The organism is Solirubrobacter soli DSM 22325 (genome assembly GCF_000423665.1).
GTDB classification, from domain to species: Bacteria; Actinomycetota; Thermoleophilia; order Solirubrobacterales; family Solirubrobacteraceae; genus Solirubrobacter; species Solirubrobacter soli.
Window position 1 is genome coordinate 95,000 of record NZ_KE384072.1, and the last position, 24,091, is coordinate 119,090.

A 24,091-nucleotide genomic window follows, 5' to 3' on the forward strand; every position below is an offset into this window, starting at 1 on the left:
ACGCAAGTTTGTGGCAACCTGATCACACATGAGTTCGGTTCGTCGCAGCCAGGCCGAGCGCAGCGCCGCCACCCGCGAGGCGCTGCTCGACGCGGCCATCTGGTGCCTGGTCGAGGAGGGCTACGCGTCGACGACGACCAACGCGGTGGCGGTGCGGGCGGGGGTCTCCCGCGGCGCGCACCTGCACCACTTCCAGACGCGCACGGCGCTGGTGGGCGCGGCGGTGGAGGAGCTCGCGCAGCGCTGGCTGGGCGAGCTGCGCGAAGCGACCCGGACGTTGCCCGACGGGCCGGAGCGCACCCTGGCGGGACTCGACCTGCTGTGGGCGCACTACGCCTCGCCGCTCTATCAGGGCGCGATGGACCTGTGGACCGACGCCCGCTCGGACGACGAGCTGCGCGAGGTCCTGATCGAGGTCGAGCGGATGCTGGATCGCGAGACGCTCGAGCTCGCCCACGTCCTGTTCCCCTCGCTGGTGGAGGACGACGACTTCGAGGCGCTGCTCGCGCTCGCCGTCGCGACCGTCCGCGGCCTGGCGGTGCTCGACATCCTCCACCCGGGGGGCGAGCGCAACCGGCAGCAGTGGGCGGACTGCCGGTTGCGGCTCGCGGCGCTGTTTACGGCGTCGTCGTCGACAGCGTGAACGTGAACGTCTTGCTGTAGGACCCCGTGCGCAGCGCTTCGTTGGCGCCGATCGTCTGCTTGAAGTTGATCGTCACCTGGTCGTTGCTGGTCGGACCGGTGTAGGTCAGGAGGTTGGTCGGCGCGGCGCTGCCGCCGACGGCCCCACCGGGCGCGGCGGTGCCGACCGCGCTGGTCGCGCTGGCGTTGACCGCCTGCGCGAGCGTGAACGTGCCGTTGACGAGCTTGCCCGTGTTGGTCGCGCTCGGGTCCGAGACGGTCAGCAGCGCGTCACCCGCGCTCGAGACCACGTTCGCGGTCGTCGAGGCCGTGTAGTCCTTGCCGACGCCCGGCGTGAAGGCGCCGAAGCTCGCCGGCGTGCCCAGCGTGAGCGAGAGCGTCGCGGGAACGCTGCCCCCCGCCTCGCCCGGGTTCGGGATGATGCGGCCGAACAGGCCCGCGGTCTCGCCGTTCGGGCCGGCGGTGAAGTACAGGTGGTTGCGCTGCCCGTTGTTCGCCGCGCCCGAGCCGAACTGGAGCGCCCACAGGCCGCCGATCGTGAGCGGCTGGCCGTCGAGGCCCTTGAGGGTCCCGCTCGGCGTCCACGTGCCGTTGTCGTTCTCGTGGAACGCGTTGATGCGGCCGTCGCCGAAGTTGCCGACCAGCAGGTCGCCGCCGAAGGCGCCGAAGTTCGGGTCGGCCTTGGCGATGCCCCACGGCGCGTTGAGCACGCCGCCCGAGGCCACGCGGGCGAGGAAGTTGCCGTTGAAGTCGAACGCGCTGACGTACCCCTTGCCCGCGCCCGGGCGCTCCCGCAGGCCGACCGGGGCGTGCTCGGCGTAGGTGACGAAGATGCGGTTGCCGATCGTCTGGATGTTGTACGGGCCGTAGCCGGCGGGAAGCGTCGGGTCGACGAACTTGCCCGTCATGTCCACCGGCGCCCACTGGGCGTTGACGACCTCGATGCGGTTGTTCTTGAAGTCCGACGAGTACAGCTGCGGGCCGGTCGGCGTGACGGCCAGCGCCAGGCCCATGTAGAACGCGTCGTGCGCCGGGACCTTGACCTCGGACACCGTGCCCGAGCGCCAGCCGGAGACCGCGCCGGACATCGTGTTGAAGATGAAGTTCGACTGGCCGCCCGTGATCGGGAACGCGCCCGCCGTGCCGTTCCAGACGATGCCCGTCGGACCGCCCGCGACCTGGACCACCGTGTTGTTGATCGCGCCCGTCGCCGGGATGATCGTCGACGTGTTCGTGCCGTTGTTGGCCGGCCACCACGGCGACGTCGGGCTGCTCACGAGCCCCCACGCGTTCTTGATGTTCGCGTCGACGCGATCGGCCGGGACCAGGGCCGTGCTCGACACGAGGTTGCGCACTATGTATTGATCGCTCGGCGCTGCTTTTGCCGTGCCCACGAGCGCGAGGCTCGCGAGCGCGGCGGCGAAGATGACCCTTGAGGCTTGCACAGCGATACGGCCTCCTACCTCGACGCTGGACCGGACGACGGGTACTACGCACGCGCGTGTGAGAGGTTCGGAGATCCGCGAAGCGATCTCCAAGCGACCGAAGCAGCGGCGCGGCCGCTCGCGACGATCGCTCACTCGCCAATGTCTTCGTCCCAGATCTCGGGGTGCGCGTCAATGAACGCTTGTAGGAGCGTTGCGCAGGCGTCGGAGTCGAGGTCGATCACGGTCACGTGCGCGTCGTCCCGGAGCCAGTCGATCCCGCCCTGGAACGTCCGCGACTCACCCACCACGACGGTGCCGATCCCGAACTGCCGGATCAGCCCGCTGCAGTACCAGCAGGGCGCGAGCGTCGTCACCATGATCGTGTCCTTGTAGGACCGCCGCCGGCCCGCGTTCTTGAACGCCGCGGTCTCGCCGTGCAGCGACGGGTCGCCGTCCTGCACCCGGCGGTTGTGCCCGCGGCCGAGGAGGTTGCCTTCGGCGTCGAACAGCGCGGCGCCGATCGGCACCCCGCCTTCTTCGGCCCCCGCACGAGCTTCCTCGAGGGCGATCTGGAGCATCCGGTCGTAGTCAGCCATTGCCCGGCGCATAATCCCCGACTTCGCGCCGACTGAGCCGGATGTGACGAAGTTGGTTCACTTTTGGCACAGTTTTGTGACAGTTCGGTGTAGATCCGTTGCAGCGGTCGCGTCGAGACTTGCGGGGTGCTCGCCTCGCTCGTCTCGCTCGCCGCCTCACAGCACGGTGTCCTCACCGTCGCGCAATTGCGCGCCGCCGGGTTGACGGGGAGCGTCGTCAGCAAGCGCGTGCGGCGCGGCGAGTTGCATCGTCTCCACCACGGCGTATATGCGCTCGGACATCCGGCGCTATCGCGGGAGGGCGTGTGGCTGGCGGCCGTGTTCGCGGGCGGGCCGGGCGCGGTTCTCAGCCACTTGTCGGCGACCGCCTTGCTGGTGGTCCTCGACCGGTTCCGGCTTGGGCCGCCCGACGTGCTGGTGCCATCGAACAGTCACCGGCGTGTGGAGGGTGTGCGCTTTCGCAAGTGCACATCCCTCGATCCGCGGGATGTCACCGTCGCGAACGGCATCCCGGTGACCACCGTCGCTCGCCTGCTCGTCGACCTCACGGACCTGCTGACGCCCCATCAGCTGGTCTACGTGATCAAGCAGGCGGCCTACCGCAAGCGCCTGGACCTGGCGGCCACGCGACGCGCCATGGAGCGGGCGAACGGACGGCGCAACCTGACGGCGCTCACGCGGGCGATCGACCTCTACCTCAACGGCAGCGCGGGCACGAAGAGCCCGCACGAGGACGCGTTCCTGGCACTGTGGGGCGCACGTCGCCCAGAACCGCTGGTCAACACGCAGCTGGCGGGCTTCGAGGTCGACTTCCTCTGGCCCGAGTCGATGCTCGTCGTCGAGATCGACGGCGGCGGTCACGGGCGACCCACGGCGCAGCGCAAAGATGCGCTCGAGGACCGCGTGCTCAGGGGCGCCGGCTACACGGTCCTTCGCTTCACCGACATCGACCTCGAGCGGCGGCCGACCGACGTGATCGATCGGGTGACGGCAGGGGTGGGCGACGTGGAGGTCCACAGTGGACCTTGATGTCGCCCACCCCCTCCCGGTAGAAGCGGACCGCGCTGAGGTAGTCGAAGCCCGCCGTCGCCGTGGGCAGCGGGTTCGCGCCCGCGTCGTCGCGCTCGACGATGTACTCGTGCTCGCGCGGGTTGCCCGCGGCCGCGCAGATGCGGGCGAAGTCGATCACGCCCGTGCCGACGTCGGCGAAGGTCGGCGCGTGGTTGGCGTCGTACTTCATGTCCTTGACGTGGAACTGGCGGATGCGATCGCCGAGCTGGGCGAGCGGGCCGGCCGGGTCGCGGTGGGCGAACCAGGCCCAGTAGAGGTCGACCTCGAAGTGGACGAGGCGCGGGTCGGTGTCGGCGACGAGGATGTCATAGCCGGTGAGCGGGGAGTCGTCGTCGAGCGTCGCCCACTCCCAGAAGTGGTTGTGGAAGCCGAAGCGCAGGCCGGACTGGCGCGCGATGGCGCCCGCCTTGTTCAGATCCGCCGCGTAAGCCTTCCAGCGGCTGCGGTCGTGAGGCCCTTGAGGATGACGGGGCACGTGTCAACGCAGAGTGATGGGCTCCAGGGTCTTGAGGTAGCCGGCGAGCTCGCGGCCGGCGATCTTGCTCGGCGGCCAGGACAGCCCGCGTGTGGCGAGGGTCGACGCGCCGCCGCTCGGCTTCAGGTAGCGCGCCCAGTGTTCGGTCAGCAGCAGGCCGCGCAGCTCGGGCGTGAAGGGCTGCGGCCGGACCGGGGCGCCGGCGGACGCGGCGATCAGGGAGGCGGCGGCGTCGGCCTGCTGGCAGGCGATGCCACCCTGCTTGACCGGGTAGCTGGTGACATCGCCGGCGGCGTAGACACCGGCGGTCACACGGCCGAACTCGTCGGCGGCGAGGAAGCCGTTCTCGTCGCTCGGGAGGCCCGTGATCGCGGGGCCTTCCAGGCGCGGGAGCGTGATCACGCGCTGGACGTCGAGCATCCTGGGCGTCCACTCGAGACCGTAATGCGTCTTGATGCCCGCGAGGTCGAGCAGCCCGCGCAGCTCGTGCGAGACGGCCTCGCCGAAGCGCTCGAGCGGCGTCGACTCCGGCGTGACGAAGTGCAGGTCCACGGCGACGCCCATCTCGAAGGCGCGGCCGGCCATCATCAGGGCGAGCTCGTAAAGCGGCAGCGACCAGGTCGCACCGGGCGGGACGACGAACGCGAGCGAGCGGATGTACCCGCCCTCGACGTCCTGAACGATCCCGTGCAGGCGCTCCTGGTCGGTGATCGAGCCGCTGAACGGCACCGCGCCGCTGAACGGGACCACGGGCCGCGCGCCAGAGGCGATCAGCAACGCGTCGTACGCGAGCTTCTCGCCGGTCACGGTGTGGACCTCGCGCGACTTGGCGTCGACGCGCGCGAGGCGCCCGCGAACGTGGGTGAACCCCGCGTCCTCGGCGATCCGCTCGAGCGGATAGGTGATGCCGCCTCCCGCCGAGAACGGCTCCAGCACGCTCAGCGGGCGATAGATGAACTCCGCTTCGGGCGCGAGGACGGTGACGTCGACCTGGTCGGCGGCGAGCCGATGCAGGGCGAGCGCGGCTTCGAGGGCGGCGGGTCCGCCACCGATGATCAGGACGTTCGTTCGCATGTCTCAAAGCTAGGTCCGCGCCGAAGATGCCACGTCCGTGCGTCTCGCGCTCGCGGCTGCGGGAAACCCGCAGAGACGCGGCGCGCAACCCCGGATGGAGGGGCGAAAGCCCGCCCATACCGTCCGCCCCATGAACACGATCATCGTCGGAGCCGATGCCACCGACCGCGCACGCGACGCCATCGCCTTCGCCCGCCGCCTCGAGCCCGGCGAGCTGATCCCGGCGATCGCCGTGCCGCCCGAGCTGAGCCCGCCCGCGGAGCTCGAGCCGGGCACGCATGTGATCGCCGACAGCTCCCCCGCCCGCGCGCTGCACACGCTGGCCGAGACCCGCGGCGCCGACCTCGTGGTCGTCGGTTCGACCCACACCGGCAAGCTCGGCCGGGTCTTCCCCGGCTCGACCGGCGAGAAGCTGTTCCATGGCGCACCGTGCGCCGTCGCGGTCGTCCCGCTCGGGCACGAGGACCGGCCGATCGCCCGGATCGGCGTCGCCTACGACGGCACCGACGAGGCGAAGGCCGCGCTCGCGTACGCCGCGCCGCTGGCGAAGCGCTTCGGCGCGGAGCTGCAGCTGATCGGGGTCGCGGGCCTGGACTGGTACGCCGGCCCGGCGCTCGTGGGCGGCGCCGGGTATGAGATGGAGACGCTGCGGGTGGAGACCGAGAAGCGCATCCAGGCGGCGCTCCACGAGGCCGCGCAGGAGCTCGACATGCCGTCGGAGACCGTGCTGCGCGATGGCGACCCCGCCGAGGAGCTGGCGGAGCAGACCGAGGAGCTCGACCTGCTCGTCACCGGCTCGCGCGGCTACGGGCCGCTGCGCGCCGTGCTGATGGGCGGCGTCGGTGGGCGTCTGATCCGGCTCGCCCGCTGCCCGGTGATCGTGGTTCCGCGTCAATCGTGAGGGATCAGCGCACGCAGCGTGGTGCCGCCGCCGGGAGCGGTCTGGATGTCGAGCGTCCCGCGCACCAGCGCGAGCCGCTCGCGCATCCCGACCAGGCCGAACCCGGTCGAGCGGCGGTGCGGGTCGAAGCCGGCGCCGTCGTCGCGCACGAGCAGCTCGATCGCTGCGTCGGCGTCGCGCACGCGGACGAGCACCCGCGACGCCGCCGCGTGCTTGGCCACGTTCGTCAGCGCTTCCTGGACGACGCGGTAGATCGTCGACTCGAGCTCGGCCGAGGGGCGTTCGGTCAGCGAGATCTCGAGGTCGACCTCGACATCGGACGTCCGCTCCGCCAGCGTCTCCAAGGCGGGCGCGATGCCGAGCTCGTCGAGCGCCGCCGGCCGCAGATCCGCGATCAGCGAGCGCAGGTCGCCGATGCCGGTGGTGAGTTGCTCGAGGGCGTCGTGCAGCGCGCGGTCGATCCGCTCGCGATCGCCGGACCGGCGGGCGCCCGCGAGCTGCATCCGCAGCCCGGCCATCTGCTGCAGCGTCTCGTCGTGCAGCTCGCGCGCCCAGCGCGAGCGCTCCGCCTCGGACGCGTCCAGCGAGCGCCGCAGCGCCTCTTCGGCCGCGTTCTGGGCGGTCGCGACGGCGGTCGCGGCGCTGGCGGCGAGCGCCGTCAACAGGCGCTCCGCGTCCTGCCCGAACGGGCCGCCCCAGACGCGCAGCTCACCGAGCGGCCGGTTGCGGAACGTCAGCGGGGCGGTCAGGACCGGGTCGGGCGCACCGGAGTCACCGTCGAGGACCAGCTCGGCGGACTCCGCCCGCAGCAGCGTCTGGGTGCGTTCGGTCACCAGCTCGAGGACGCGGCCGAGGTCGGTCTCGCCGCCGAGCGCGCGCCCGACCTCGCTCGTGGTCTCGAGGACGCGGAACAACCGCGCGTGCCCGATGGCGATCGCGGCCCAGTCGGCGAGCACGACCGCGGCCTCCTCGTCGGAGGCGCTGAACTGCTGCCCGGCGGCCTTCTCCGTCAGGTAGAGGTTCCCCCAGGCGCGCCCGTCGATCACGATCGGCACGCCGAGGAAGGTGTGCATGGGCGGGTGCGACGGCGGGAAGCCGTAGGAGTCCGGATGCGAGGAGACCTCCGCGAGCCGCAGCGGGCGCGGGTCCTTGATCAGGACACCGAGCACGCCGCGGCCGCGCGGCGGGTCGCCGATCGCGAGCCGCTCATCGTCCGGGATCCCGGCGGTCACGAACCGCTCGACCGTCTCGCGCGTGAGGTCGAGGACGCCGATCGCCGCATACCGAGCACCGGTCAGCTCACGGGCGACCTCAAGCAGCCGTTGCAGGACGATCTCGAGGTCCAGCACGCCCACGAGCGAGCGCCCGACGTCGAGCAGACGCTGCAGCCGGACCTCATCCACCGCCGGGAGGCTACCGTTGCGGGTCATGTCAGCCGCTGAGCGTGCCGATCGCGACCAGACCACCGTGGTCATCGCCGACGACCACACGGTCGTCCGCCAGGGTCTGCGGATGCTGATCGACAACGAGGAAGGCCTGCAGGTGATCGCGGAGGCCGGCACGGTTCCCGACGCGGAGCGCCTCACCCGCGCCCACCGCCCGACCGTGCTCGTGCTCGATCTCAACATGCCGGGCGGGTCGAGCCTGGAGGCGATCCCGCGCCTGAAGGACGAGACCGCCGTCGTCGTGCTCACGATGCAGGATGACCCGGCGTTCGCCCGTCAGGCCCTGCAGGCGGGCGCCCGCGGCTTCGTGCTCAAGGAGGCCGCCGACGAGGAGCTGCTGGAGGCGATCCGCCTCGCCGCCGCCGGCGACATCTACCTCAACCCGCGTCTCGGCGCGAAGATCGCCGCCGCCCCGCCGGAGCCCGAGGGCCCGCCGGACGACCTGACCACGCGCGAGGTCGACGTCCTACGCCTGATCGCGCTCGGCCACACCAACGTCGAGATCGGCGAGCAGCTCTTCCTCTCGACCCGCACCGTCGAGACCCACCGCGCCCACATCCAGCAGAAACTCCGCCGCTCGACCCGCGCCGAGCTCGTCCGCTACGCGCTCGAGCACGGCCTAGTCGACCTCTGAGCGCTCGACGACCCGCGCCACCTCGGTGCGCGAGGACACGTCGAGCTTGTGGAAGATGTTGCGGATGTGCGTCTCGATCGTCTTGGTCGAGAGGAACAGCTCCGCCGCGATCTCCGCGTTCGTCCGCCGATCGACGATCAGCCGCGCGATCTGCAGCTCGCGCCCGGTGAGCGCGTCGACGGCGCCCCCGTCGCGCCGCCCGGCCGCCGACCGCCGGTGCGCCTTGCGGTAGCCCAACCGCCGCAGCTCCCGCTCCGCGGCGTCGCCGCGCCGGACCGCGCCGGACCGCGCCGCGAGCATCGAACGCGAGAGCGGCGGCGCTGAGCTCCGCGGCGGCCCGCTCGCTGTGCCCGTCGGCGGCGAGGGCGAGGCCGGCGACGACGCGCGACTGGGCGGCCTCGAGCGCCGCGCCGGCCGCCTCGGCGTGGGCCGCCGATGCGAGGACGAGCGTGACCGCGGTGGCGGGCGGCGTCATCGGCCGAGGGCGAGGCAGCAGCGGGCGCGGAGCTCGGAGCGGGCGGCGCGGCGGCCCGCTTGGATCAGCGCGAGGTCCGGGCCCGGCCACGCGTCCAGCGTCTCGAGCGCGGCGGCCGCGTCGCCCGCCTCGAGCCGCGCCGCGGCGAGCGCCGTACCCGCCAGCGCGGAGCCCCAGCTGCGCGACAAGGGGCGCAGCAGGTCGGTGCTGTCGAGCGCGATCGCGAGCGCCGCCTCGGTCTCGCTCGCCGCGGTCGCGACGAGCGCACGGTTGCCGAGGTTCCAGCCGAGACCGAGCGTGTGGCCGACCTCGGTGGCGCGATCGAGGACCTCGGCCAGGCAGCCCTGCTCGCGGCGGACCAATGATCGAGCGACGCGCCGACCAGCTCGCGCGCCTCGGCGACGCTCAACGGGCCGACCTCGACCCGCGTGCCCCGTTCCAGCGCCGCCAGGAGCCGGTCCGGCGTCGGGTGCGGCCAGAACGCCAGCGCGAGCAGCACGGGCGCCGCGGGCAGGCGGCGCAGCGACGCGCCGAGCAGCTCGATCGTCCCCGCGTCGGCCCAGTGGACGTCGTCGAGCCCGCCAGGCGGCGCGGCTCGAGCCCTTCGAGGTACTCGTCGAGCGCGTCGACGAAGACCCCGAACGGCAGCCCGGCCTCGAGCTCGGACGCACTGCCGGAGCGCACGAGCAGTCCGCGGGCGTCCGCCCGCGCGGCCAGTTCGGCCAGCAGCCGGGTCTTGCCCATGTCCGGCTCGCCCGCGAGCGCGGCGATCGCGGCGCGCCGCCCGGCCACCGTGTCGAGCGCGTCGTCGAGCGCCGCGAGCTGCGCGGAGCGCCCGACCAGGTTCGCGGCCGCCGGTGCCACCCGGCGAGGATAAAGGCGACGGACGTATCCGCCGGGCTCCGCGATCGCTCTCACCGAATATGAGTGCGGATACCTTCCAACTCCGCCCGGGCATGAGCTTCGGGGACTGGGCCGCCGTCGGACGACGGCTGTCGCACGTCTCCAGTCGTGCGACCTGGGCGCTTGGTGACTGGCTGTTGTTCGGGGAGCGGGCCTTCGGCGGCCGCTACCGGACGGCGGTCGAAGCCACCAACCTCGACTACCAGACCCTGCGCAACTACGCATGGGTCGCGGGCAGCTTCGCCCCGCATCGCCGTCGCCCGGAGCTCAGCTTCCAGCACCATGCCGAGCTCGCCGCGATGACCGAGATCGAGCAGGACCTCTGGCTCAACCGTGCCGTCACCGGCCGCTGGTCGCGCAACGAGCTGCGGCGCCGGCTGCGCGCGAAGCGCAACGGCGGCGACGCCGAGCGCCCGGCGCTCGTCGTGCGGGTCGAGTTGACGCCGGAGGACGAGTTCCGCTGGCGCCAGGCCGCCGACAGCACGCAGCTGGACCTGATGGCCTGGCTGCGCGCCGTGGCGGACGCGGCGGCGGATGCGGCGCTGCGGCCGATGGCCGAAGCGCCGCTCCGTGCGGCGGCTTAGGCGCCGAGGACGAAGCCGAGCCGGCCGCTGCGCATCAGGAACCTCTTGAACTGCGAGGGGTTCGTGATGTCACCGGTCAGCTCGAGCTTGGCCATCGCGGCGGCGACGGCGGCCTTGGACTTCGGGCCGTAGTCGCCGTCGATCGCCAGCGCGGTGTTGCCGAAGATGTGCTTGCAGATCGCCTGCACGAGCTTCACCGTGGCTTCCGAGCCCGTGTCGAACGGGAACGAGCCGCCGTTGTCACTGTGGAGATGGTCCCGGTGCGGGGCGTTGTACTCGCCGTGCAGCAGGTACGCGGAGTGGCTGCGCATGATCGCCGCCAACGCCCAGTAGCGGCGGCGGCGCTTGATGTCACTCGAGGCGTGGTCCCCCTTGAACGGGTGGATGTCGATGTTCTCGAACTGCCACCGGTCGTGATCCATCGCGCGGGCCTTGCCGTGCATCAGGTCCTTGGCCACGAACGTGCCCGCGGTCGTGATGCGCTTCAGCTTGCCGTACGAGTCCGGCACGCGGAAGCGGACCGACCGGATGATCGCCACGCACTCGTCGTGGAACGTCGGGTCGAACGCGAACGAGTGCTGCGCCGGCGCCCCCGGTCCGCGGGCGTAGAACAGCGGCACGCCGTCGAGCTGGTTGACGGTGATCATCGCGGGCGCCGCCTCGACGGCGGCGGTGGGCGCCGCCTCGACCCCGTCCGGCGCGGGCAGGCACGCGTCCTGCTCGGCGACGGGCTCGCCCTCGAGCTCGCGCTCGGCGGAGATGACCTGGAAGATCACCTCGTCGTCGTCGTCATACATTGGCGCTGCGGCCATCGTCGATCCTCCCTACAGAGTGGATGTGTCACCAATCTGGAGGGAGAGATGAGTCGCCGTGATACGACTTGACTTGAAGTGACATCGACGGGACCGTCTTGCCATGACGAGAGTTACCGGCATGTGGGTCTATCAGACCCTCGGCGCCCGCCCGGACCCAGATGTGGTGACCGGGCGCGCCAAGCAGCACCGCATGACATGGATCACCGCCGAAGCGGTCTCCGGCGATCGCGTGCTCGACCACGACTGGCTCAAGGCGATGCGCAAGGCCGCCACCCAGCGTGGCCTGCGGCTGGGGGTGCACGGCTTCATCGGCAACCACGGCGGCCCGAAGCCGAAGGCAGAGGCGCAGGCGTTCGCGCGGGCGATCGACGTCGCCGACGCCGACTTCGCGATCGTCAACGCCGAGATCCACTACGAGCGGTCGCCCAACCCCGACTCGAAGACGTTCGTGAAGCGCTACCGCGAGCTCAAGCCGGACGTGACGTCCTACTTCTCGTCCTTCGGCCGTCCCGCGCTCCATCCGGACCTGGACTGGCAGGCGTGGGCCGACGGCGAGTTCAAGGGCATGCCACAGGCCTACGAGAACCTCAACCGCGAGGCGCTGCGGCCGAAGCGGTGCGTCGACGACTACGCGCGGTTCTTCGACCGCGACGGCATCCGCCCGACGCTCGGGTGCTTCGGCGAGAACGGCCACGGCCACCTGCCGGTCGAGCGCCTGCTCGAAAGCGTGAGAGAGGTCCCCGGGCTCCGGTTCAACGTGTTCCGTCAGGGGACGGTCACGACCGCCGAGCTGCAAGGGCTCGCCACGCTCTAGATGCGTGTCCCGCCACGCGGGACACTCATCTCAGGGCCGCGCGTGCCGCGGCGTCACCCGGCACGCCGTGCACCGCCCCGCCCGGGAACGTCGCGGCGCTCCCGATGAACAGCCCCTTCAGCGGCGTCGAATACGGCGTCAGCTTCGGGATCGGCCGGAACACGACCTGGCGCAGGCGGTACGAGCCGCCGCCGACGTCACCGCCGACGAGGTTCGCGTTGCGGGCCTCGAGGTCGGCCGGACCGAGCACGTGGCGCGCGAGGATCCGGTCGCGGAAGCCGGGCGCGAAGCGCTCGACCTGCGCCTCCATGCGCTCGGCGACGACCGCGGTGGACGCGGTCCAGTCGACGCCCTGCTGGGGCCCGTGGGTGTACGCCCACGCGGTGTGCTTGCCCTCCGGCGCGCGTGTGGCATCGGCGATCGACTGCTGCCCGAGCAAGAGGAACGGATGCTCGGCGAGCCCGTCGTGGGCCTGGCCGACCGAGCGCATGAACTCGTCGCGGCCACCGGCCACGTGCACGGTTCCGGCGCCGGTCACGTCGGCGTTCGTCCACGGGATCGGCCCGTCGAGCGCCCAGTCGACCTTGACCGTCGCCGCGCCCATGACGTAGGTCTTGACGGCGCTGCGATACCAGCCGGGCAGATCGGCCATCCGCGCCAGCGCGGCCGGCATCAGGTCCGCGATCACCGTGTCCGCGGCGAACCGCTCGTCCGCGCTCGCCACACCCGTGACGCGCCCGCCCGCGCTCAGCACGCGCTCGACCCGCACGCCGCAGCGCAGCTCCCCGCCGAGTGATTTGAAGTACGACACGAGCGCATCGGTCAGCCGCTCCGCGCCGCCGCGCGGCGAAGGCCAGCCGACGGCGTGCCCGAGCAGGTTCAGGTAGAACGCGGCGATGCCGGAGCCGGCGCCGTCGGGCGGCGTGTCGCCGTGCATCGCGGCGCCGTACAGCCACGCCTGCGAGCCGCCGTCCTCGAACAGCCGGTTCCCCAGCCCGACGGCGGAGCCCGGGAGCATCCGCGCGAAGTCCAGCAGCCGCAGCGGCCCGGCGCCCCCGAGCAGCTTCAGCGGGCCGCCGACCGGCGGGAAGCCGGTGAGCATCGTCGCCCGCACGGCGTCGAAGTTGTCCAGGAACGGGCGCACGAAGTCCACCCACTTCGAGCCGTCACGCCCGCCGAGCGACGCGGCGGTCTCGTCGAGGCCGCGGTAGAGCAGCTTCGCCTCGCCGTCGGGCAGCGGGTGCGCGTACGCGGCCGCCGGATGCACCCACTCGAGGCCGTGCTCGGCCAGCGGCATCCGCGCGAAGACGGGCGAGGCCGCCGACGCCGGGTAGACCGACGAGAACGTGTCGTGCTTGAAGCCCGGCAGGGTCAGCTCCTGGGTGCGGACCGCGCCGCCGGGCGCGTCCGCCGCTTCCAGCAGCAGCACGGACCGCCCGGCCTCCGCGAGCCGGATCGCCGCCGCCAGCCCGTTCGGGCCGGCGCCGATGACGATGGCGTCAGGCAACGGCCTTGGCCAACTGACGCAGCAGGCTCAGCTCCTCTTGGCCCCAGAACGCGTGCTGGGCCTCGTAGCCGGCCTTCTTGTAGGCCTTGTCGAGGTGCCACGGCATCGGGTCCCAGGTGCCGGCGGCCTTCACCCACGCCTTGCCCTCGTGCGTGTAGAGGATCAGGCGGTTGTGCCCGGAGCCCATGAAGTGGCCGCGGTGCGTCGTCAGATCGAAGCCCACGAGCGGCTCGGCGCCCTCGGGCAGCGCGGCCGGCTCGTCCTTGCCGTAGCGGGCCAAGCCGTCCTGCAGCGCGTCGAACCAGTCGTGCAGGGCAACCGGGTCGTCCGGCGTCACGAGCGTCGTGATCGTCACGTAGCCGCGGGTGAACACCGGCACCGCCGAGCGGGTGTTGGCGGCGACCTCGATCTCGAACGTCTGCCCGGCGAGACCGCCGGGACGCAGCGGGGTGAAGCGCCCGAGCTCGCTCGCGTAGTCCGGCCAGGTCTCCGGGCGCGTCAGCGCGGCGATGACGCCCTCCGCGGACGGCATCTCGACCGGCGGATACGTGTGCCACGTCTGCTCCTCCAGCGGCGCGCTCTCGGCCGTCAGCTCACCCAGCTCGGCGAGCTCGAGGCGATACGAGTGGTCGTAGGCATCGCGCTCGGAGACGGTCTCGAACGCCATCCCCCACGCGCGGCGCGCGTCGTCCGCGTAGGCCTCTCCGAACCAGTCGCCGAGCAGCTTCGCGGCGCCGCGCTCGAGCGCCTCGCGCGACAGCAGCCCGCCCGCGCCGAAGCGCTCGGAGCCGAAGGCGCGGTGGAACGCCGGCAGGTCGGTGACGCGGAGCTTGCGCTGCGGGTGCGAGCGGTACCAGTACGTGGTCAGCACGCCGAACGCGAAGCGGAGGTCGTCGACGTCGCGGTCGTCGACCGGCCGCCGGTAGTAGGCGGCGTTGAGGAAGTCGGTCACCCACGCCGCCGCATCGCGGCCGGCGATCGAGGAGCCCGCCATCTTGGCGAACCCGAAGGGGCCCGGTTGGCCCTGCGTCTCAGTCGTAGCGCTCATACCCCGATGATCGTCGCACCATCGGGGCATCCAAGCCGTGCGCCCCCGTAGATCTACTGCGGGTTACTACTTACTTGTCAGTGATGAAGTAGATCCCGGTGACCAGCGCGGCGCCCACGAGGACGACCGAGATCACGGTCACCGCGTTGAGGCCGAGCGCGGTCGCGCCCTTGGCCTCCTGCGCGTGCAGCGAGGCCACGATGCCCGCGCCGAGCACGGTGGCGATCGCGATGCCGGCCACGGCGGAGATCCAGATGACCTGCCCCAGCGCGCCCCAGTCGACGATCGAGTCCGCGAGCAAGCTCATGCGCCCACCCCCGCGAGCTCGGGCTCCAGCGCCGGGGCCGTGAAGTCGTCCTGGTAGACGGACTCCGGATCGACCTTCGACGCGTTGTTCGCGCGCCACAGGAAGAAGCAGCCGATCGCGAGCACGATCGTCACCGCGATCGGGCCGACCGCGCTGTTCTTGCCGAAGATGTCGGTGATCCAGAACGCCACCGCGGCGGTGACGGCCGCGGACGGCAACGTCAGCACCCAGCCGGTCACGATCCGCCCCGCGATGCCCCAGTCGACCTGCGCGCCCGGACGGCCGACGCCGGAGCCGGTGACGGCGCCCGAGACCACGTGCGTGGTCGAGAGCGGGTAGCCGAAGTGCGAGGAGGCGAGGATCACCGTGGCGGCGACCTCCTCCGAGGAGAAGCCCTGAGGCGGGCGCACCTCGGTGACCTTGGTGCCGAGCGTCTTGATGATCCGCCAGCCGCCCGTGTACGTGCCGAGCGCGATCGCCGCGCCGCACGAGGCGACGACCCAGGTGGGGACGTCGAAGTTGGTGGCCGACAGGTGTCCGCTGGCGATCAGCGTCAGGCAGATGACGCCCATCGTCTTCTGCGCGTCGTTGGTGCCGTGCGCGAGCGCGACCATCGACGACGATGCGACCTGCGCCCAGCGGAAGCCCCGCTCCGCCCGCTCCCGCGCGAAGTTCCTGATCATCCGGTAGACGATCACGGTCGCGCCGAGCGCGACCAGACCGGCCAGGACCGGGGCGATCAGCGCCGGGACGATCACCTTCGAGATCACGCCGTCGCCCTCGACGGCCGAGAAGCCGACCGAGGCCACGGCCGCGCCGATCATGCCGCCGATCAACGCGTGCGACGACGAGGACGGGATGCCGAACCACCAGGTGACCAGGTTCCAGGTGATCGCACCTATGAGACCGGCGAAGATGGCCGTCGGGGTGACGACACCGGCGTCCACGATGCCCTTGGCCACCGTGGCGGCCACGGTGATCGAGATGAAGGCACCGACGAAGTTCAGGATTGCGGCGACACCGACAGCCACCCTGGGCTTCAGCGCACCCGTCGCGATGGTGGTCGCCATCGCGTTGGCGGTGTCGTGGAAGCCGTTCGTGAAGTCGAACACGAGAGCGACGGCGACCACGAGGACGACGATGATGTCCTCAGTCACAGCTGACGACCATATGGCCGAAATCCGTTATCCGATCGACCTCGTTCACAACTCGGCAACAAGTGCTCTCATAGGCCGCGAGTACTGTCCGGCCCATGGCAGACGACGCCATCTCAGAGAGCCGCGCGCGCCTCGAGGCGCGCCTCGCCGAACTCGCTCCCGCGATCGACGAAGCGAAGAAGATCAAAGCGGCGCTCGAAGCGCTCAACGGCGGCCCACGGCCACCCGTGACCGCGCTCGACGCGCTGAAGCCGGTCCCGCTGGAGGACTAGCGAACCCGCAGCGAGGTGCCCTGATAGGGCGCGAGCGTCAGCGGGAAGCTGTGCAGGTCGTCGACGGTCGCGACCTGTTCGTCCGTGAACATGTTCTCGACCGTCGCGCCCGCGGGCAGGTGCTCGGAGCGGACGCTGCCCGAGATCTCCTCGCCCCCGAAGTTCAACACGGTCACCTGGAGCGTCTCGTCCGCGAGACGGTGGACGAGCACGAGCTGCGCTCGGTGTGAGACCTCCGGGACGTCGACCTGGACCGCGGTGGCGATGCCGCACTTGGTGCGGACGCCGATGATCCGGCGCAGGCGCGAGGCGAACGAGTCCGGCTCGGCGAGCTGGTCCGGCAGCGTGCCGTAGAGGCTGCGCGCGGCCGGCATCCGCCCCTCGCGCGCGGGCTCGTCGACCCCGCGCAGGTCGTGCGCGCCGCGGTTGATCCAGCGCGTGTCGCCGTCGGCGATCAGGTCGGCGACGTCGGCGGCGTCGACGGTCAGCATCCCGGAGAGATCCCAGCCCGACAGGGCGAAGACGCCCGGCTGCAGCGCGTTGAACATCGCCAGCAGCAGGTGCACGTCGCGGATCCGGTCGCGCTCGGTCTCGGCGATCTGGCGCAGGTCGGCGATGCCGAGCGTCGCCGCGATGACGGTCGCGGTCGTGCACGCGATGCCGTTCTGCGTGAAGCGCCGGTTGTACGCCTTGCCCGGTCCGGTCAGCCCGCCGTTGAGGTCGGCGCGGATGCGCTCACCGAGTTCACATCCCGTCAACGTCTCGCCCCGGTACGTGAAGGGGTCGTCGCGGTGGCGGGTGGAGAAGTGCACGAGCTCGTGTGTCAGCTCGTCGTGGTTCTGCAGCGCGTGGACCAGCGACGCGGGGTCGATGCCGAGATCGCGGCTGAGGTTCAAGGTGAGCCGCAGGAACTCGGTGTCTCCCGTCACCAGCGCGTGGTGGTAGGCCGGACGGGTGACGAAGTCATAGGACAGGTCCGCGCCGGTGGCGCCCATCGCCTTGATGTCGTCCATCGCCAGGTTGAGCTCCTGGAACGAGAACCCGCCCATCTTGCGGATCATGCTGGCGATCAGGTGGTTGGCGGCCTCGCTCAGCGGGTGCCCCTCCGACCAGGCGGGCGCGTCCTCGGCGGTCTTCTCGACCCCCAGGAAGCCGTTCGCGTCCAGCCGCAGGCCGCCGCTGCCGAGGTCGGCGAGCGCGTGCAGCGCGTCGCCGATCACGAGCCGCATGCCCGCGAAGCTCGGGTCGAGCCAGTTGATCGACGGCTGGCCTTCCTTGAAGTAGTGCAGGTAGACCCAGCGCCGTTCGACGCCGTCGACGCCCATCACCGCGCGCGTGACGCTCCAGTTGGTCTCCTTGACCCCCGGCTCGTAGAAGATCACCCGCTGGAGCTGGCCGATGATGTAGCCGGCGCGCTCGAGCCGCGCCTCGGTGGCGGCGTCGAGGTTGACGCTGTCGCGGCCCTCCGGGACCTCCGGGAGCAACTGCCAGTCGTCGGGCCGGATCGAGACCATGTGGTAGATGCCCGGGTAGTCGCCGTAGGCCATCTCGGCCAGGCGGAAGTCCGCGCCCTTCCCCGTGTGGCCCGGGACGATGTCGTCGATCACCGTGCCCTCGTACTCGGCGGCGGTCGCGCACAGGCGGCGGAACTCGTCCTCGGTGCCGAAGAGCGGGTCGACCTCCATCGAGATGCGGTCGAAGTGGCCGTCGACGGAGGGCGTCAGACGGCGGCCGTTGAGGCCGCCCGCCTGCTTGACCGGGCCGGTGTGGACGCCGTCGATGCCGATCGCGCGGAACGCCTGCCACAGCGCCGGGTCGGCGAGCGCCGAGAGGAACGTCTCGTTGGAGTTCGTGACGAAGGAGAGCGGGTACGCCGTGAACCAGACGCTCGCGCGCTCGAGCGCCGCCCGCGAGTCCGGGTGCGCGTACGGGTTCTGCCACATGCTCCCCTCGCCGGAGAGCTGGGAGGCGAGCCGGTTGGCGTCCGCGAGCATCGACGCCTCGACGAGCCACTCGACGTACTCGCGGTTGTCGGCGACCGCGCTGTCGTCCTCGGCGCTGCGGCGCTCGGCGAAGCGGCGCCTGAGCGTGCGGCGCGCCGACGGGCGGAACCGCTTCGGCCGCGCGGGATAGAACTGCTCGTCGTAGGTGATCTCGGGAGCGTGTCGCTCGCCGTCTTCGGACGTGAGGGGTCGCTCGAGGCTCTTGGTCACGATCCAGTTCAAGTGCCCTGCGACGGCGCGGGCCACACATCGAGAATGGTTGCGTCCGCAACTTCTTCGCGCTATAGTTGTTTCAGCAACCTTTGAGAGGAACCGTCACATGAAGTTCGAAGGCATCCACCACATCAGCGCCATCACCGGCGACGCCGCGCGCAACGTCGACTTCTACACGCGCGTGCTGGGCCTGCGGCTGACGGCGAAGTCGGTCAACCAGGACGATCCTGGCGTGTACCACCTCTTCTATGGCGACGAGGAGGCCTCCCCCGGCGCCGACCTGACGTTCTTCGAGTACCCGGGCGCGATCCCTGGGCGGCCAGGCGCCGGCATGGTGCACCGGATCGTCCACCGCGTCGGCTCGCTCCCGTTCTGGGCCGAGCGCCTCGAGGACGAAGGCATCCCGTACGACCTCGTCGACGGCTCGCTGCGGTTCTCGGACCCTGAGGGGCTCGACCACGAGTTCGTCGCCGACACCTCCGGCGACGCGCCGTTGGTCGCCGTCCACCCCGAGATCGGCGCCGACGTCGCGATCCGCGGCTTCGAGGGCGTGCGGGCGTACTCGTCCGACCCCGAGGGCTCCGCGCAGATCCTGGTGGAACTGATGGGCGCGACCCGCGAGGACGACCGCTTCCTCCTGCGCGGCGCCAAGCGCGGCGGCTGGATCGCGTTCGACCCGGCGCCCGAGGAGCGCGGCCGCCAGAGCGCCGGCACCGTGCACCACGTCGCCTGGGGCACGTACGACGCCGACCTGATGGAGTGGATCGAGCGCATCGACGCGGCGCGGATCCCGAACTCAGGCTACGTCGACCGCCACTACTTCCACTCGCTCTACTTCCGCGAGCCGGGCGGGGTGCTCTACGAGCTCGCGACCGAGGAGCCCGGCTTCCTCGTCGACGGCCTCGACATCTCCGAGCTGGGCACGAAGATCATCCTGCCGCCGTTCCTCGAGGACCGGCGCGAGCAGATCGAGGCGCGGCTGACGCCGCTCCCCGATCCGCGGGCCGAGTGGCTCACGCCACAGGCGTGACCGCCTTCTCGAGCGCCCAGTCGAGCGCGTAGTCGGCGACCTCCTCCCAGCCCGGCCAGGCCGGGAGGAGGTGCGGGCCTTCGAAGACCTTGACCTCCGTCAGCACCGCGTCGTTGTAGTGCTTGGCGTTGGAGGCCTGCAGCGACGGCGGCATCAGGTGGTCGCTCGCGCCGGAGATGAACAGCAGCGGGGCCCGCTGCTCGTTCTTGTAGTCCACGTGGGTGTCGTCCGGGCCCGGGTGGATGTTGGCCAGCGCGCTGCCCCAGAAGATCGCCCCCGAGGCAGGGATGTGGTAGCGCTCGTAGAGCGCCTGGGACTCCTCCTCGCTGAAGCCGTTGGTGAACGCGTAATGCCACTGGTCGTGCGTGAAGCCGACCGCGCGATGCCGGTTGGCCGGGTTCTTGAGCACCGGGAACGTCGCGCGGATCTGTGCCAGCGGAATGCGCTTGACGCCCTCGGTCGGCGCGGAGTTGATCGCCACGGCGGCCGCGCCGTAGCCATGGTCGAGCAGGATCTGCGTGAAGACGCCGCCGGCCGAGTGGCCGATGATGATCGGCGGCGCGTCGAGCTCGGACACGATCCCCTCGAGCCGCTCGATGATCTGCGGCACGGTCACCGCCTCGATCGGCGAGGGGTCGGCGTTGAGCGCCTCGACCTCGACGTCGAAGCCCGGGTAGGCGGGCGCGATGACCTTGAAGCCCTTCCCCTCGTAGTGCGCGATCCAGTGCTCCCAGCTGCGCGGGGTCACCCAGAAGCCGTGGACCAGGACGATCGTGTCAGGCGGAGTCATGGCCGGGACCCTCGCCCACCCTCACTTCTCTGTCATCACCTACCCAGGTGAATTGCCACCGCCTCGGCGCGCGAGGAGACCCCGAGCTTGCGGTAGATCGCCTTCACGTGGCTGTGGACGGTGTTGAACGACAGGTAGAGCTCCGCGGCGACCTGGCGCTCGGTCAGGCCGCCGGCGAGGTATCTGAGAACGGTGAGCTCGCGCTCGCTGAGCGCATCCGAGGGCGCGCCGCGACGGATCGTCGCGCTGCGGCGGGCCGCCGCCAGCCGAGCCGGGAGCGCACCTGGGTCGGCGCAGCGCGCGGCCAGTGCCTGGGCCTCGTCGAACAGCGCGGTCGCGCGCTCATGGTCGCCGACCTCCGACACCGTCGACGCGAGCGCGATCAAGCCGTCGATCAGGTCCAGCTTCTGCGCCCACAGGCGGCGCAGGAAGACGCCCTTCTCGAGCGACGACAGCGCGTCGTCATGACGGCCGTGAGCGGCCAGCGCGACGCCGTACGCGGTGTGCACCTCGCCGTCCTCGACCGCGTCCCACAGGCCCACGCGGCGGGTGACCGCAACCGCCTCCTCGGCCAGCCGCAACTGCTCGGCCCGGCGCCCGCGCAGCCCCGCGATCAATGACAGGTCCGCGATCGCGGCCACGCCGACGATCCACTGCTCGGCCACGGGCGCGATCTCGGTCGTCTCCCGCAGCCAGCGCTCGGCCCGGTCGAGGTCGCCGTTGCAGTAGTGCGCCCAGCCGAGCGCCCACGTGATGACGGGCCGCCACGGCGAGCCGCGCGGCTCGAGCCGCTCCGACCGCTCGCCGTTGGCGAGGATCGCGCCGACGTCACCCCACCCGAACGTCGCCTCGAGGACGCTCAGACTCGACTCGACCGAGACGAACCCGTCCGGGAGCGGCCCGTCGCCGAGGTCGCCGAGCGCCCGCGCCCGGCTCGCGGCGACGCGCATGTCGCCCTCGCGGCCGCGCAGCGCGGCCACCCACGCGCGCGCCAGCAGCAACCGCTGGTCGTCCCGGTCGGGCATCTGTGCCAGCCACTCGTTGATGGACTCGATGCGCCCGGAGTTCGCGTACTGCACCCACGTCTCGGTGACCAACCGCGAGGCGTCATCGAAGGCGCCCGCCCGGATGGCGTGGTGGATCGCCTCGTCGGTGGTGCCGTGGGCGCCATGCCACTCGTAGGCGCGGCGGTGCAGGTCGGCGACCAGCTCCGGTTCACGCTTCTCCAGCTCCACGCGCAGGATCTGGGCGAACAGGTGGTGGAAGCGAAACCAGCGGCGCCGGTCGTCGAGTCCCAGCAGGAACAGGTTCGTGCGGGCGAGCTCGTCGAGCGCAGCGGCCGACCCGGGCTCGTCGAGGACGGCGTCACACAGCGGCGCGCACAGGCGCTCGAGCACCGAGGTGCGCAGCATGAAGCGCTGGAGCTCGGGCGGATGGGTGGCGAGCACCTCGCCGGCCAGGAAGTCGCCCACGTGCGCGCTCGTTCCGTCGAATTCGGCGACGAGCGCGTGTTTGTCCTGCACGCCGGCCAGCGACAGCGCGGCCAGGTAGAGACCGGCCGGCCAGCCTTCGGTACGGGCCACGAGCAGCTCGATGTCACGTGCGTCGAGCCCCAGCTCGAGCCGATCGTTGAGGAACTCCGAAGCCTCGGGGCGGGTGAAGCGCAGCGCGTCGGCGCGCACCTCGAGGAGCTGGCCGCGCGCCCGCAGCCGGCCGAGCGGGAGCTGCGGGTCGGTCCGCGACGCGAGCACGAGCCGAACGCCGGCCGGCATGTGCTCGGCGAACCAGGCGATCGTCTCGAGGTTCGTAACGCGATGGACATCGTCGAGCACGAGCACCGCGTCGCCGCGCTCGGCCAGCTCGTTCACGAGCCTGGGCAGCACGACTTCACGGAGCGGCGCGCTCGTGGCGGGAGGGGCCAGGCCGAGCGCGGCGATCACGTGCTCCCACAGCGCCGCCGGATCGTCGTCGCCCTCGTCCAGCGTCACCCACGCCGCCTCAGGCTCGCGGCGTTCGCGCCACGCGGCCAGCAACGTGGACTTGCCGAACCCCGCCGGACAGGCGACGAGCGTCACCCGGCGCCGCTCGTCCAGGCGAGCGAACAGCCGCTCGCGAACGACCGTCTGCGGCGGGACGAACGGCGGATGGAGCTTGGTGACGAGGAGGATGCGGGCGAGCCTAGCCGCGGTACGCGCTCGGCGCCTCGCCGTAGTGGCGCTTGAACGCGCGGCTGAAGTAGAGCTGGTCCTCGAAGCCCGTGCGGAACGCGATCTCGCCCACGGTCAGGTCGGTGAACCGCAGGAGCCGCGCGGCTTCGAGCATCACGCGGTCGGTGATCAGCTGCTTGGTCGTGCGGCCGGTGACGTGGCTGAGCGCGCGGCTCAACAGCGGTTGTGGGACCGCGAGCGCGTCGGCGTAGTGGGCGGCGTCGTGGTGGCGGGCGAAGTCGCGCTCGAGGGCCTGGTCGAAGCGGCGATAGAGCTGGACGTCGGCGTCGTCGGGGTCGCGGCGCTCGGTGCGGGTGGCGTCGTACCAGCGCTCGACCCACAGCAGGAGGATCGAGAGCAGATGGCGCTCCAGGGCGAGGCCGCGCGCGTCCGTCGGGCGGGCGCTCTCGGCGTGGAGCATCGCGATCGTGGCCTCGAGGTTCGGGACCTCCGACGGCGGCACCGGGACGCTGCGCGACCCGCGCCCGCCGACCAGCCACCCGGGTCCCTCCGGCTGCATCTCCGGCCCGAACCGCACGACCGCGCCCGACAGCCGCCGCGCGCGCTCGAACACGTGCACCTGCCCGCGGCCGATCAGCGTCACCGTGCCGGGGCGCACGGCGAAGCCCTCGCCGTCGATCGAGTGCTCCCCCTCGCCGCGGCGCGTCCAGATCAGCTCGTGATAGTCGTGGCGGTGCGGCTCGCGCACGCCCTGCGGGGCGTCGGAGCCGAAGCTCGCGTCCTCGAGCAGCGCGACCTGCAACGGCTGCGTCAGCGTGTCGACGGAGATGTCCATGTGTTGGTCACGTATTGCCATGGGAAACCGCGAGCCCGACGGCGATCCTTAGAGCATGACCTCGACTACGACTCCAGTGCTCCCGGCGACACTCACGCTGGGGCCCGTGTCCCTGACCGTCTCGAACCTCGACCGCTCCGTCGCGTGGTATCAGACCGCCCTCGGCCTGCGCGTGCACACCCACGAGGGCTCGACCGCCACCCTCGGCGATGGCGAGTTCACCGTGTTGGAGCTCGTCGAGGATCCGGCCGCGCGCCCCGCGGGCCGCCATGCCGGCCTGTACCACTACGCCTTGCTCTATCCCACGCGCGAGGAGCTCGCCCGGGCGGCGATCCGGTTGTCGGTGACCCAGACCCCGATCGAGGGCGCCTCCGACCACCGCACCCACGAGGCGATCTATCTGCCCGACCCGGATGGCAACGGCATCGAGCTCGCCGCCGACCGCGCGAAGACCGCCTGGCCGAAGGACCTCGGCTACGCCGGCGGCCCCGCGGCGCTGGACTTCAACGCGCTCCTGGGCACCGTGGCCGGCGAGGAGCCCTCGCCCCAGGTCCGCCCCGGCCTGCGCATGGGCCACCTGCACCTGCACGTCGGCGACGTCGACCAGGGCCTCGCCTACTACCGCGACGTGCTCGGCTTCGAGGTCCAGGCGAACCTCGGGTCGGCCGCGTTCGTGTCGGCCGGCGGCTATCACCATCACCTGGGGTTCAACATCTGGCGCGGCCGCGGCGTCGGCCCCGCGCCCGAGCACACGGTCGGCCTGCGCCACTGGACCGTCGTCGTGCCCGACGTGGATGAGGTCCGCGGCCGCGTGGACGACGCGGAGGACTTCCCCGGCGGCTTCATCACCCGCGACCCGTGGGGAACGGCGGTGGCGTTTCTTAAAGGGGCCTGACCCCTTTATC

General features: G+C 71.5%; 26 protein-coding genes. 9 read left to right on the forward strand and 17 right to left on the reverse strand.

The features are described 5' to 3' along the window. The first annotated feature begins 28 nt into the window (after positions 1-28). Complete coding sequence (locus tag G569_RS0139325; RefSeq protein ID WP_028067471.1) at positions 29-643, forward strand: TetR/AcrR family transcriptional regulator; 615 nt, start codon at positions 29-31, stop codon at positions 641-643. Here the strand turns inward: G569_RS0139325 and G569_RS55435 are convergent. Next, the gene (locus G569_RS55435) at positions 618-2,087 is read right to left on the reverse strand and encodes a TIGR03118 family protein (RefSeq protein WP_157592622.1); all 1,470 of its coding nucleotides are present in this window, start codon (positions 2,085-2,087) and stop codon (positions 618-620) included. The genes G569_RS0139325 and G569_RS55435 overlap by 26 nt on opposite strands. A gap of 131 nt (positions 2,088-2,218) precedes the next feature. Next, the gene (locus G569_RS0139335; RefSeq protein WP_028067472.1) at positions 2,219-2,665 is read right to left on the reverse strand and encodes a nucleoside deaminase; all 447 of its coding nucleotides are present in this window, start codon (positions 2,663-2,665) and stop codon (positions 2,219-2,221) included. A gap of 126 nt (positions 2,666-2,791) precedes the next feature. On the opposite strand from G569_RS0139335, the gene G569_RS0139340 reads away from it, so the two are divergent. Next, a complete protein-coding gene (locus G569_RS0139340; protein WP_028067473.1) occupies positions 2,792-3,694 on the forward strand; it encodes a type IV toxin-antitoxin system AbiEi family antitoxin domain-containing protein in 903 nt (300 codons plus the stop codon). Here the strand turns inward: G569_RS0139340 and G569_RS55440 are convergent. Next, the gene (locus tag G569_RS55440) at positions 3,603-4,211 is read right to left on the reverse strand and encodes a sugar phosphate isomerase/epimerase family protein (protein WP_053227684.1); all 609 of its coding nucleotides are present in this window, start codon (positions 4,209-4,211) and stop codon (positions 3,603-3,605) included. The genes G569_RS0139340 and G569_RS55440 overlap by 92 nt on opposite strands. Before the next feature lie 3 nt (positions 4,212-4,214). Next, entirely contained in the window at positions 4,215-5,285 is a 1,071-nt protein-coding gene (locus G569_RS0139350; protein ID WP_028067474.1) for an FAD-dependent oxidoreductase, read from the reverse strand. 130 nt (positions 5,286-5,415) lie between these two features. Here G569_RS0139350 and G569_RS55445 point away from each other — a divergent pair, with 130 nt between their 5' ends. After that, complete coding sequence (locus tag G569_RS55445) at positions 5,416-6,186, forward strand: universal stress protein (RefSeq protein ID WP_053227685.1); 771 nt, start codon at positions 5,416-5,418, stop codon at positions 6,184-6,186. Here G569_RS55445 and G569_RS0139360 read toward each other — a convergent pair. After that, entirely contained in the window at positions 6,177-7,589 is a 1,413-nt protein-coding gene (locus tag G569_RS0139360) for a GAF domain-containing sensor histidine kinase (RefSeq protein WP_169542351.1), read from the reverse strand. The genes G569_RS55445 and G569_RS0139360 overlap by 10 nt on opposite strands. A 25-nt stretch (positions 7,590-7,614) precedes the next feature. Here G569_RS0139360 and G569_RS0139365 point away from each other — a divergent pair, with 25 nt between their 5' ends. Continuing rightward, positions 7,615-8,265 carry a response regulator transcription factor gene (locus G569_RS0139365; RefSeq protein ID WP_028067476.1) on the forward strand — a complete coding sequence of 217 codons (651 nt, stop codon included), beginning with the start codon at positions 7,615-7,617 and terminating at the stop codon, positions 8,263-8,265. On the opposite strand, the gene G569_RS0139370 is transcribed toward G569_RS0139365, so the two are convergent. From G569_RS0139370 to G569_RS64280, 3 genes are all read right to left on the reverse strand, one after another. After that, a complete protein-coding gene (locus G569_RS0139370; RefSeq protein ID WP_028067477.1) occupies positions 8,251-8,565 on the reverse strand; it encodes a response regulator transcription factor in 315 nt (104 codons plus the stop codon). The genes G569_RS0139365 and G569_RS0139370 overlap by 15 nt on opposite strands. A gap of 171 nt (positions 8,566-8,736) precedes the next feature. After that, positions 8,737-9,102 (reverse strand): hypothetical protein, encoded by a 366-nt coding sequence (locus G569_RS0139375; RefSeq protein ID WP_028067478.1) that lies wholly within the window; start codon positions 9,100-9,102, stop codon positions 8,737-8,739. Between the two features lie 43 nt (positions 9,103-9,145). Then, entirely contained in the window at positions 9,146-9,604 is a 459-nt protein-coding gene (locus tag G569_RS64280; protein ID WP_028067479.1) for an AAA family ATPase, read from the reverse strand. Positions 9,605-9,663: 59 nt separating this feature from the next. On the opposite strand from G569_RS64280, the gene G569_RS64285 reads away from it, so the two are divergent. Then, positions 9,664-10,227, forward strand: coding sequence for an LmbU family transcriptional regulator (locus tag G569_RS64285; RefSeq protein ID WP_037502713.1), 564 nt, complete (start codon positions 9,664-9,666; stop codon positions 10,225-10,227). On the opposite strand, the gene G569_RS0139390 is transcribed toward G569_RS64285, so the two are convergent. Then, positions 10,224-11,039: a hypothetical protein gene (locus G569_RS0139390; protein ID WP_157592623.1), complete on the reverse strand. Its 816-nt coding sequence runs from the start codon at positions 11,037-11,039 to the stop codon at positions 10,224-10,226. The two genes, G569_RS64285 and G569_RS0139390, sit on opposite strands and share 4 nt — an antisense overlap. Positions 11,040-11,142: 103 nt before the next feature. Here G569_RS0139390 and G569_RS0139395 point away from each other — a divergent pair, with 103 nt between their 5' ends. Beyond that, positions 11,143-11,856 carry a hypothetical protein gene (locus tag G569_RS0139395; protein ID WP_157592624.1) on the forward strand — a complete coding sequence of 238 codons (714 nt, stop codon included), beginning with the start codon at positions 11,143-11,145 and terminating at the stop codon, positions 11,854-11,856. Positions 11,857-11,881: 25 nt separating this feature from the next. On the opposite strand, the gene G569_RS55455 is transcribed toward G569_RS0139395, so the two are convergent. The 4 genes from G569_RS55455 to G569_RS55460 all read right to left on the reverse strand — a co-directional run bounded on the left by G569_RS55455 (position 11,882) and on the right by G569_RS55460 (position 15,875). Further along, complete coding sequence (locus G569_RS55455; protein ID WP_037502476.1) at positions 11,882-13,363, reverse strand: phytoene desaturase family protein; 1,482 nt, start codon at positions 13,361-13,363, stop codon at positions 11,882-11,884. Further along, positions 13,356-14,411, reverse strand: coding sequence for a hypothetical protein (locus G569_RS0139405; protein ID WP_028067482.1), 1,056 nt, complete (start codon positions 14,409-14,411; stop codon positions 13,356-13,358). Before G569_RS0139405 ends, G569_RS55455 begins: the two co-directional genes overlap by 8 nt. A gap of 70 nt (positions 14,412-14,481) precedes the next feature. Then, positions 14,482-14,718 carry a hypothetical protein gene (locus G569_RS0139410; RefSeq protein ID WP_028067483.1) on the reverse strand — a complete coding sequence of 79 codons (237 nt, stop codon included), beginning with the start codon at positions 14,716-14,718 and terminating at the stop codon, positions 14,482-14,484. Beyond that, positions 14,715-15,875, reverse strand: coding sequence for an inorganic phosphate transporter (locus tag G569_RS55460; protein WP_053227687.1), 1,161 nt, complete (start codon positions 15,873-15,875; stop codon positions 14,715-14,717). The genes G569_RS0139410 and G569_RS55460 overlap by 4 nt, the downstream gene beginning before the upstream one ends. A 95-nt stretch (positions 15,876-15,970) precedes the next feature. On the opposite strand from G569_RS55460, the gene G569_RS63425 reads away from it, so the two are divergent. Continuing rightward, complete coding sequence (locus G569_RS63425) at positions 15,971-16,147, forward strand: hypothetical protein (RefSeq protein ID WP_157592625.1); 177 nt, start codon at positions 15,971-15,973, stop codon at positions 16,145-16,147. Here G569_RS63425 and treS read toward each other — a convergent pair. Beyond that, positions 16,144-18,360 (reverse strand): maltose alpha-D-glucosyltransferase, encoded by a 2,217-nt coding sequence (gene treS, locus G569_RS0139425; RefSeq protein ID WP_053227754.1) that lies wholly within the window; start codon positions 18,358-18,360, stop codon positions 16,144-16,146. The genes G569_RS63425 and treS overlap by 4 nt on opposite strands. Positions 18,361-18,469: 109 nt before the next feature. On the opposite strand from treS, the gene G569_RS0139430 reads away from it, so the two are divergent. Then, positions 18,470-19,393 carry a VOC family protein gene (locus tag G569_RS0139430; protein ID WP_028067485.1) on the forward strand — a complete coding sequence of 308 codons (924 nt, stop codon included), beginning with the start codon at positions 18,470-18,472 and terminating at the stop codon, positions 19,391-19,393. Here the strand turns inward: G569_RS0139430 and G569_RS0139435 are convergent. From G569_RS0139435 to G569_RS0139445, 3 genes are all read right to left on the reverse strand, one after another. Continuing rightward, complete coding sequence (locus G569_RS0139435; RefSeq protein WP_028067486.1) at positions 19,377-20,183, reverse strand: alpha/beta hydrolase; 807 nt, start codon at positions 20,181-20,183, stop codon at positions 19,377-19,379. The two genes, G569_RS0139430 and G569_RS0139435, sit on opposite strands and share 17 nt — an antisense overlap. A gap of 35 nt (positions 20,184-20,218) precedes the next feature. Then, the gene (locus tag G569_RS0139440; protein WP_028067487.1) at positions 20,219-22,258 is read right to left on the reverse strand and encodes a LuxR family transcriptional regulator; all 2,040 of its coding nucleotides are present in this window, start codon (positions 22,256-22,258) and stop codon (positions 20,219-20,221) included. A 103-nt stretch (positions 22,259-22,361) separates the two neighbouring features. Next, positions 22,362-23,186, reverse strand: a complete 825-nt coding sequence (locus G569_RS0139445) for a helix-turn-helix transcriptional regulator (protein ID WP_028067488.1) — start codon at positions 23,184-23,186, stop codon at positions 22,362-22,364. 106 nt (positions 23,187-23,292) lie between these two features. Between G569_RS0139445 and G569_RS0139450 the strand changes: the two genes are divergently transcribed. After that, positions 23,293-24,081 carry a VOC family protein gene (locus G569_RS0139450; protein WP_169542352.1) on the forward strand — a complete coding sequence of 263 codons (789 nt, stop codon included), beginning with the start codon at positions 23,293-23,295 and terminating at the stop codon, positions 24,079-24,081. The last annotated feature ends 10 nt before the right edge of the window (positions 24,082-24,091 follow it).

Bases quoted from the DNA above. Each gene is read 5' to 3' on its own strand.
- G569_RS0139325 (WP_028067471.1), top strand. From the start codon at position 29: ATGAGTTCGGTTCGTCGCAGCCAGGCCGAGCGCAGCGCCGCCACCCGC.
- G569_RS0139335 (WP_028067472.1), bottom strand. From the start codon at position 2,665: ATGGCTGACTACGACCGGATGCTCCAGATCGCCCTCGAGGAAGCTCGT.
- G569_RS0139350 (WP_028067474.1), bottom strand. From the start codon at position 5,285: ATGCGAACGAACGTCCTGATCATCGGTGGCGGACCCGCCGCCCTCGAA.
- G569_RS55445 (WP_053227685.1), top strand. From the start codon at position 5,416: ATGAACACGATCATCGTCGGAGCCGATGCCACCGACCGCGCACGCGAC.
- G569_RS0139365 (WP_028067476.1), top strand. From the start codon at position 7,615: ATGTCAGCCGCTGAGCGTGCCGATCGCGACCAGACCACCGTGGTCATC.
- G569_RS0139370 (WP_028067477.1), bottom strand. From the start codon at position 8,565: ATGCTCGCGGCGCGGTCCGGCGCGGTCCGGCGCGGCGACGCCGCGGAG.
- G569_RS64285 (WP_037502713.1), top strand. From the start codon at position 9,664: ATGAGTGCGGATACCTTCCAACTCCGCCCGGGCATGAGCTTCGGGGAC.
- G569_RS0139390 (WP_157592623.1), bottom strand. From the start codon at position 11,039: ATGGCCGCAGCGCCAATGTATGACGACGACGACGAGGTGATCTTCCAG.
- G569_RS0139395 (WP_157592624.1), top strand. From the start codon at position 11,143: ATGACGAGAGTTACCGGCATGTGGGTCTATCAGACCCTCGGCGCCCGC.
- G569_RS0139405 (WP_028067482.1), bottom strand. From the start codon at position 14,411: ATGAGCGCTACGACTGAGACGCAGGGCCAACCGGGCCCCTTCGGGTTC.
- G569_RS0139410 (WP_028067483.1), bottom strand. From the start codon at position 14,718: ATGAGCTTGCTCGCGGACTCGATCGTCGACTGGGGCGCGCTGGGGCAG.
- G569_RS63425 (WP_157592625.1), top strand. From the start codon at position 15,971: ATGGCAGACGACGCCATCTCAGAGAGCCGCGCGCGCCTCGAGGCGCGC.
- G569_RS0139430 (WP_028067485.1), top strand. From the start codon at position 18,470: ATGAAGTTCGAAGGCATCCACCACATCAGCGCCATCACCGGCGACGCC.
- G569_RS0139435 (WP_028067486.1), bottom strand. From the start codon at position 20,183: ATGACTCCGCCTGACACGATCGTCCTGGTCCACGGCTTCTGGGTGACC.
- G569_RS0139445 (WP_028067488.1), bottom strand. From the start codon at position 23,186: ATGGACATCTCCGTCGACACGCTGACGCAGCCGTTGCAGGTCGCGCTG.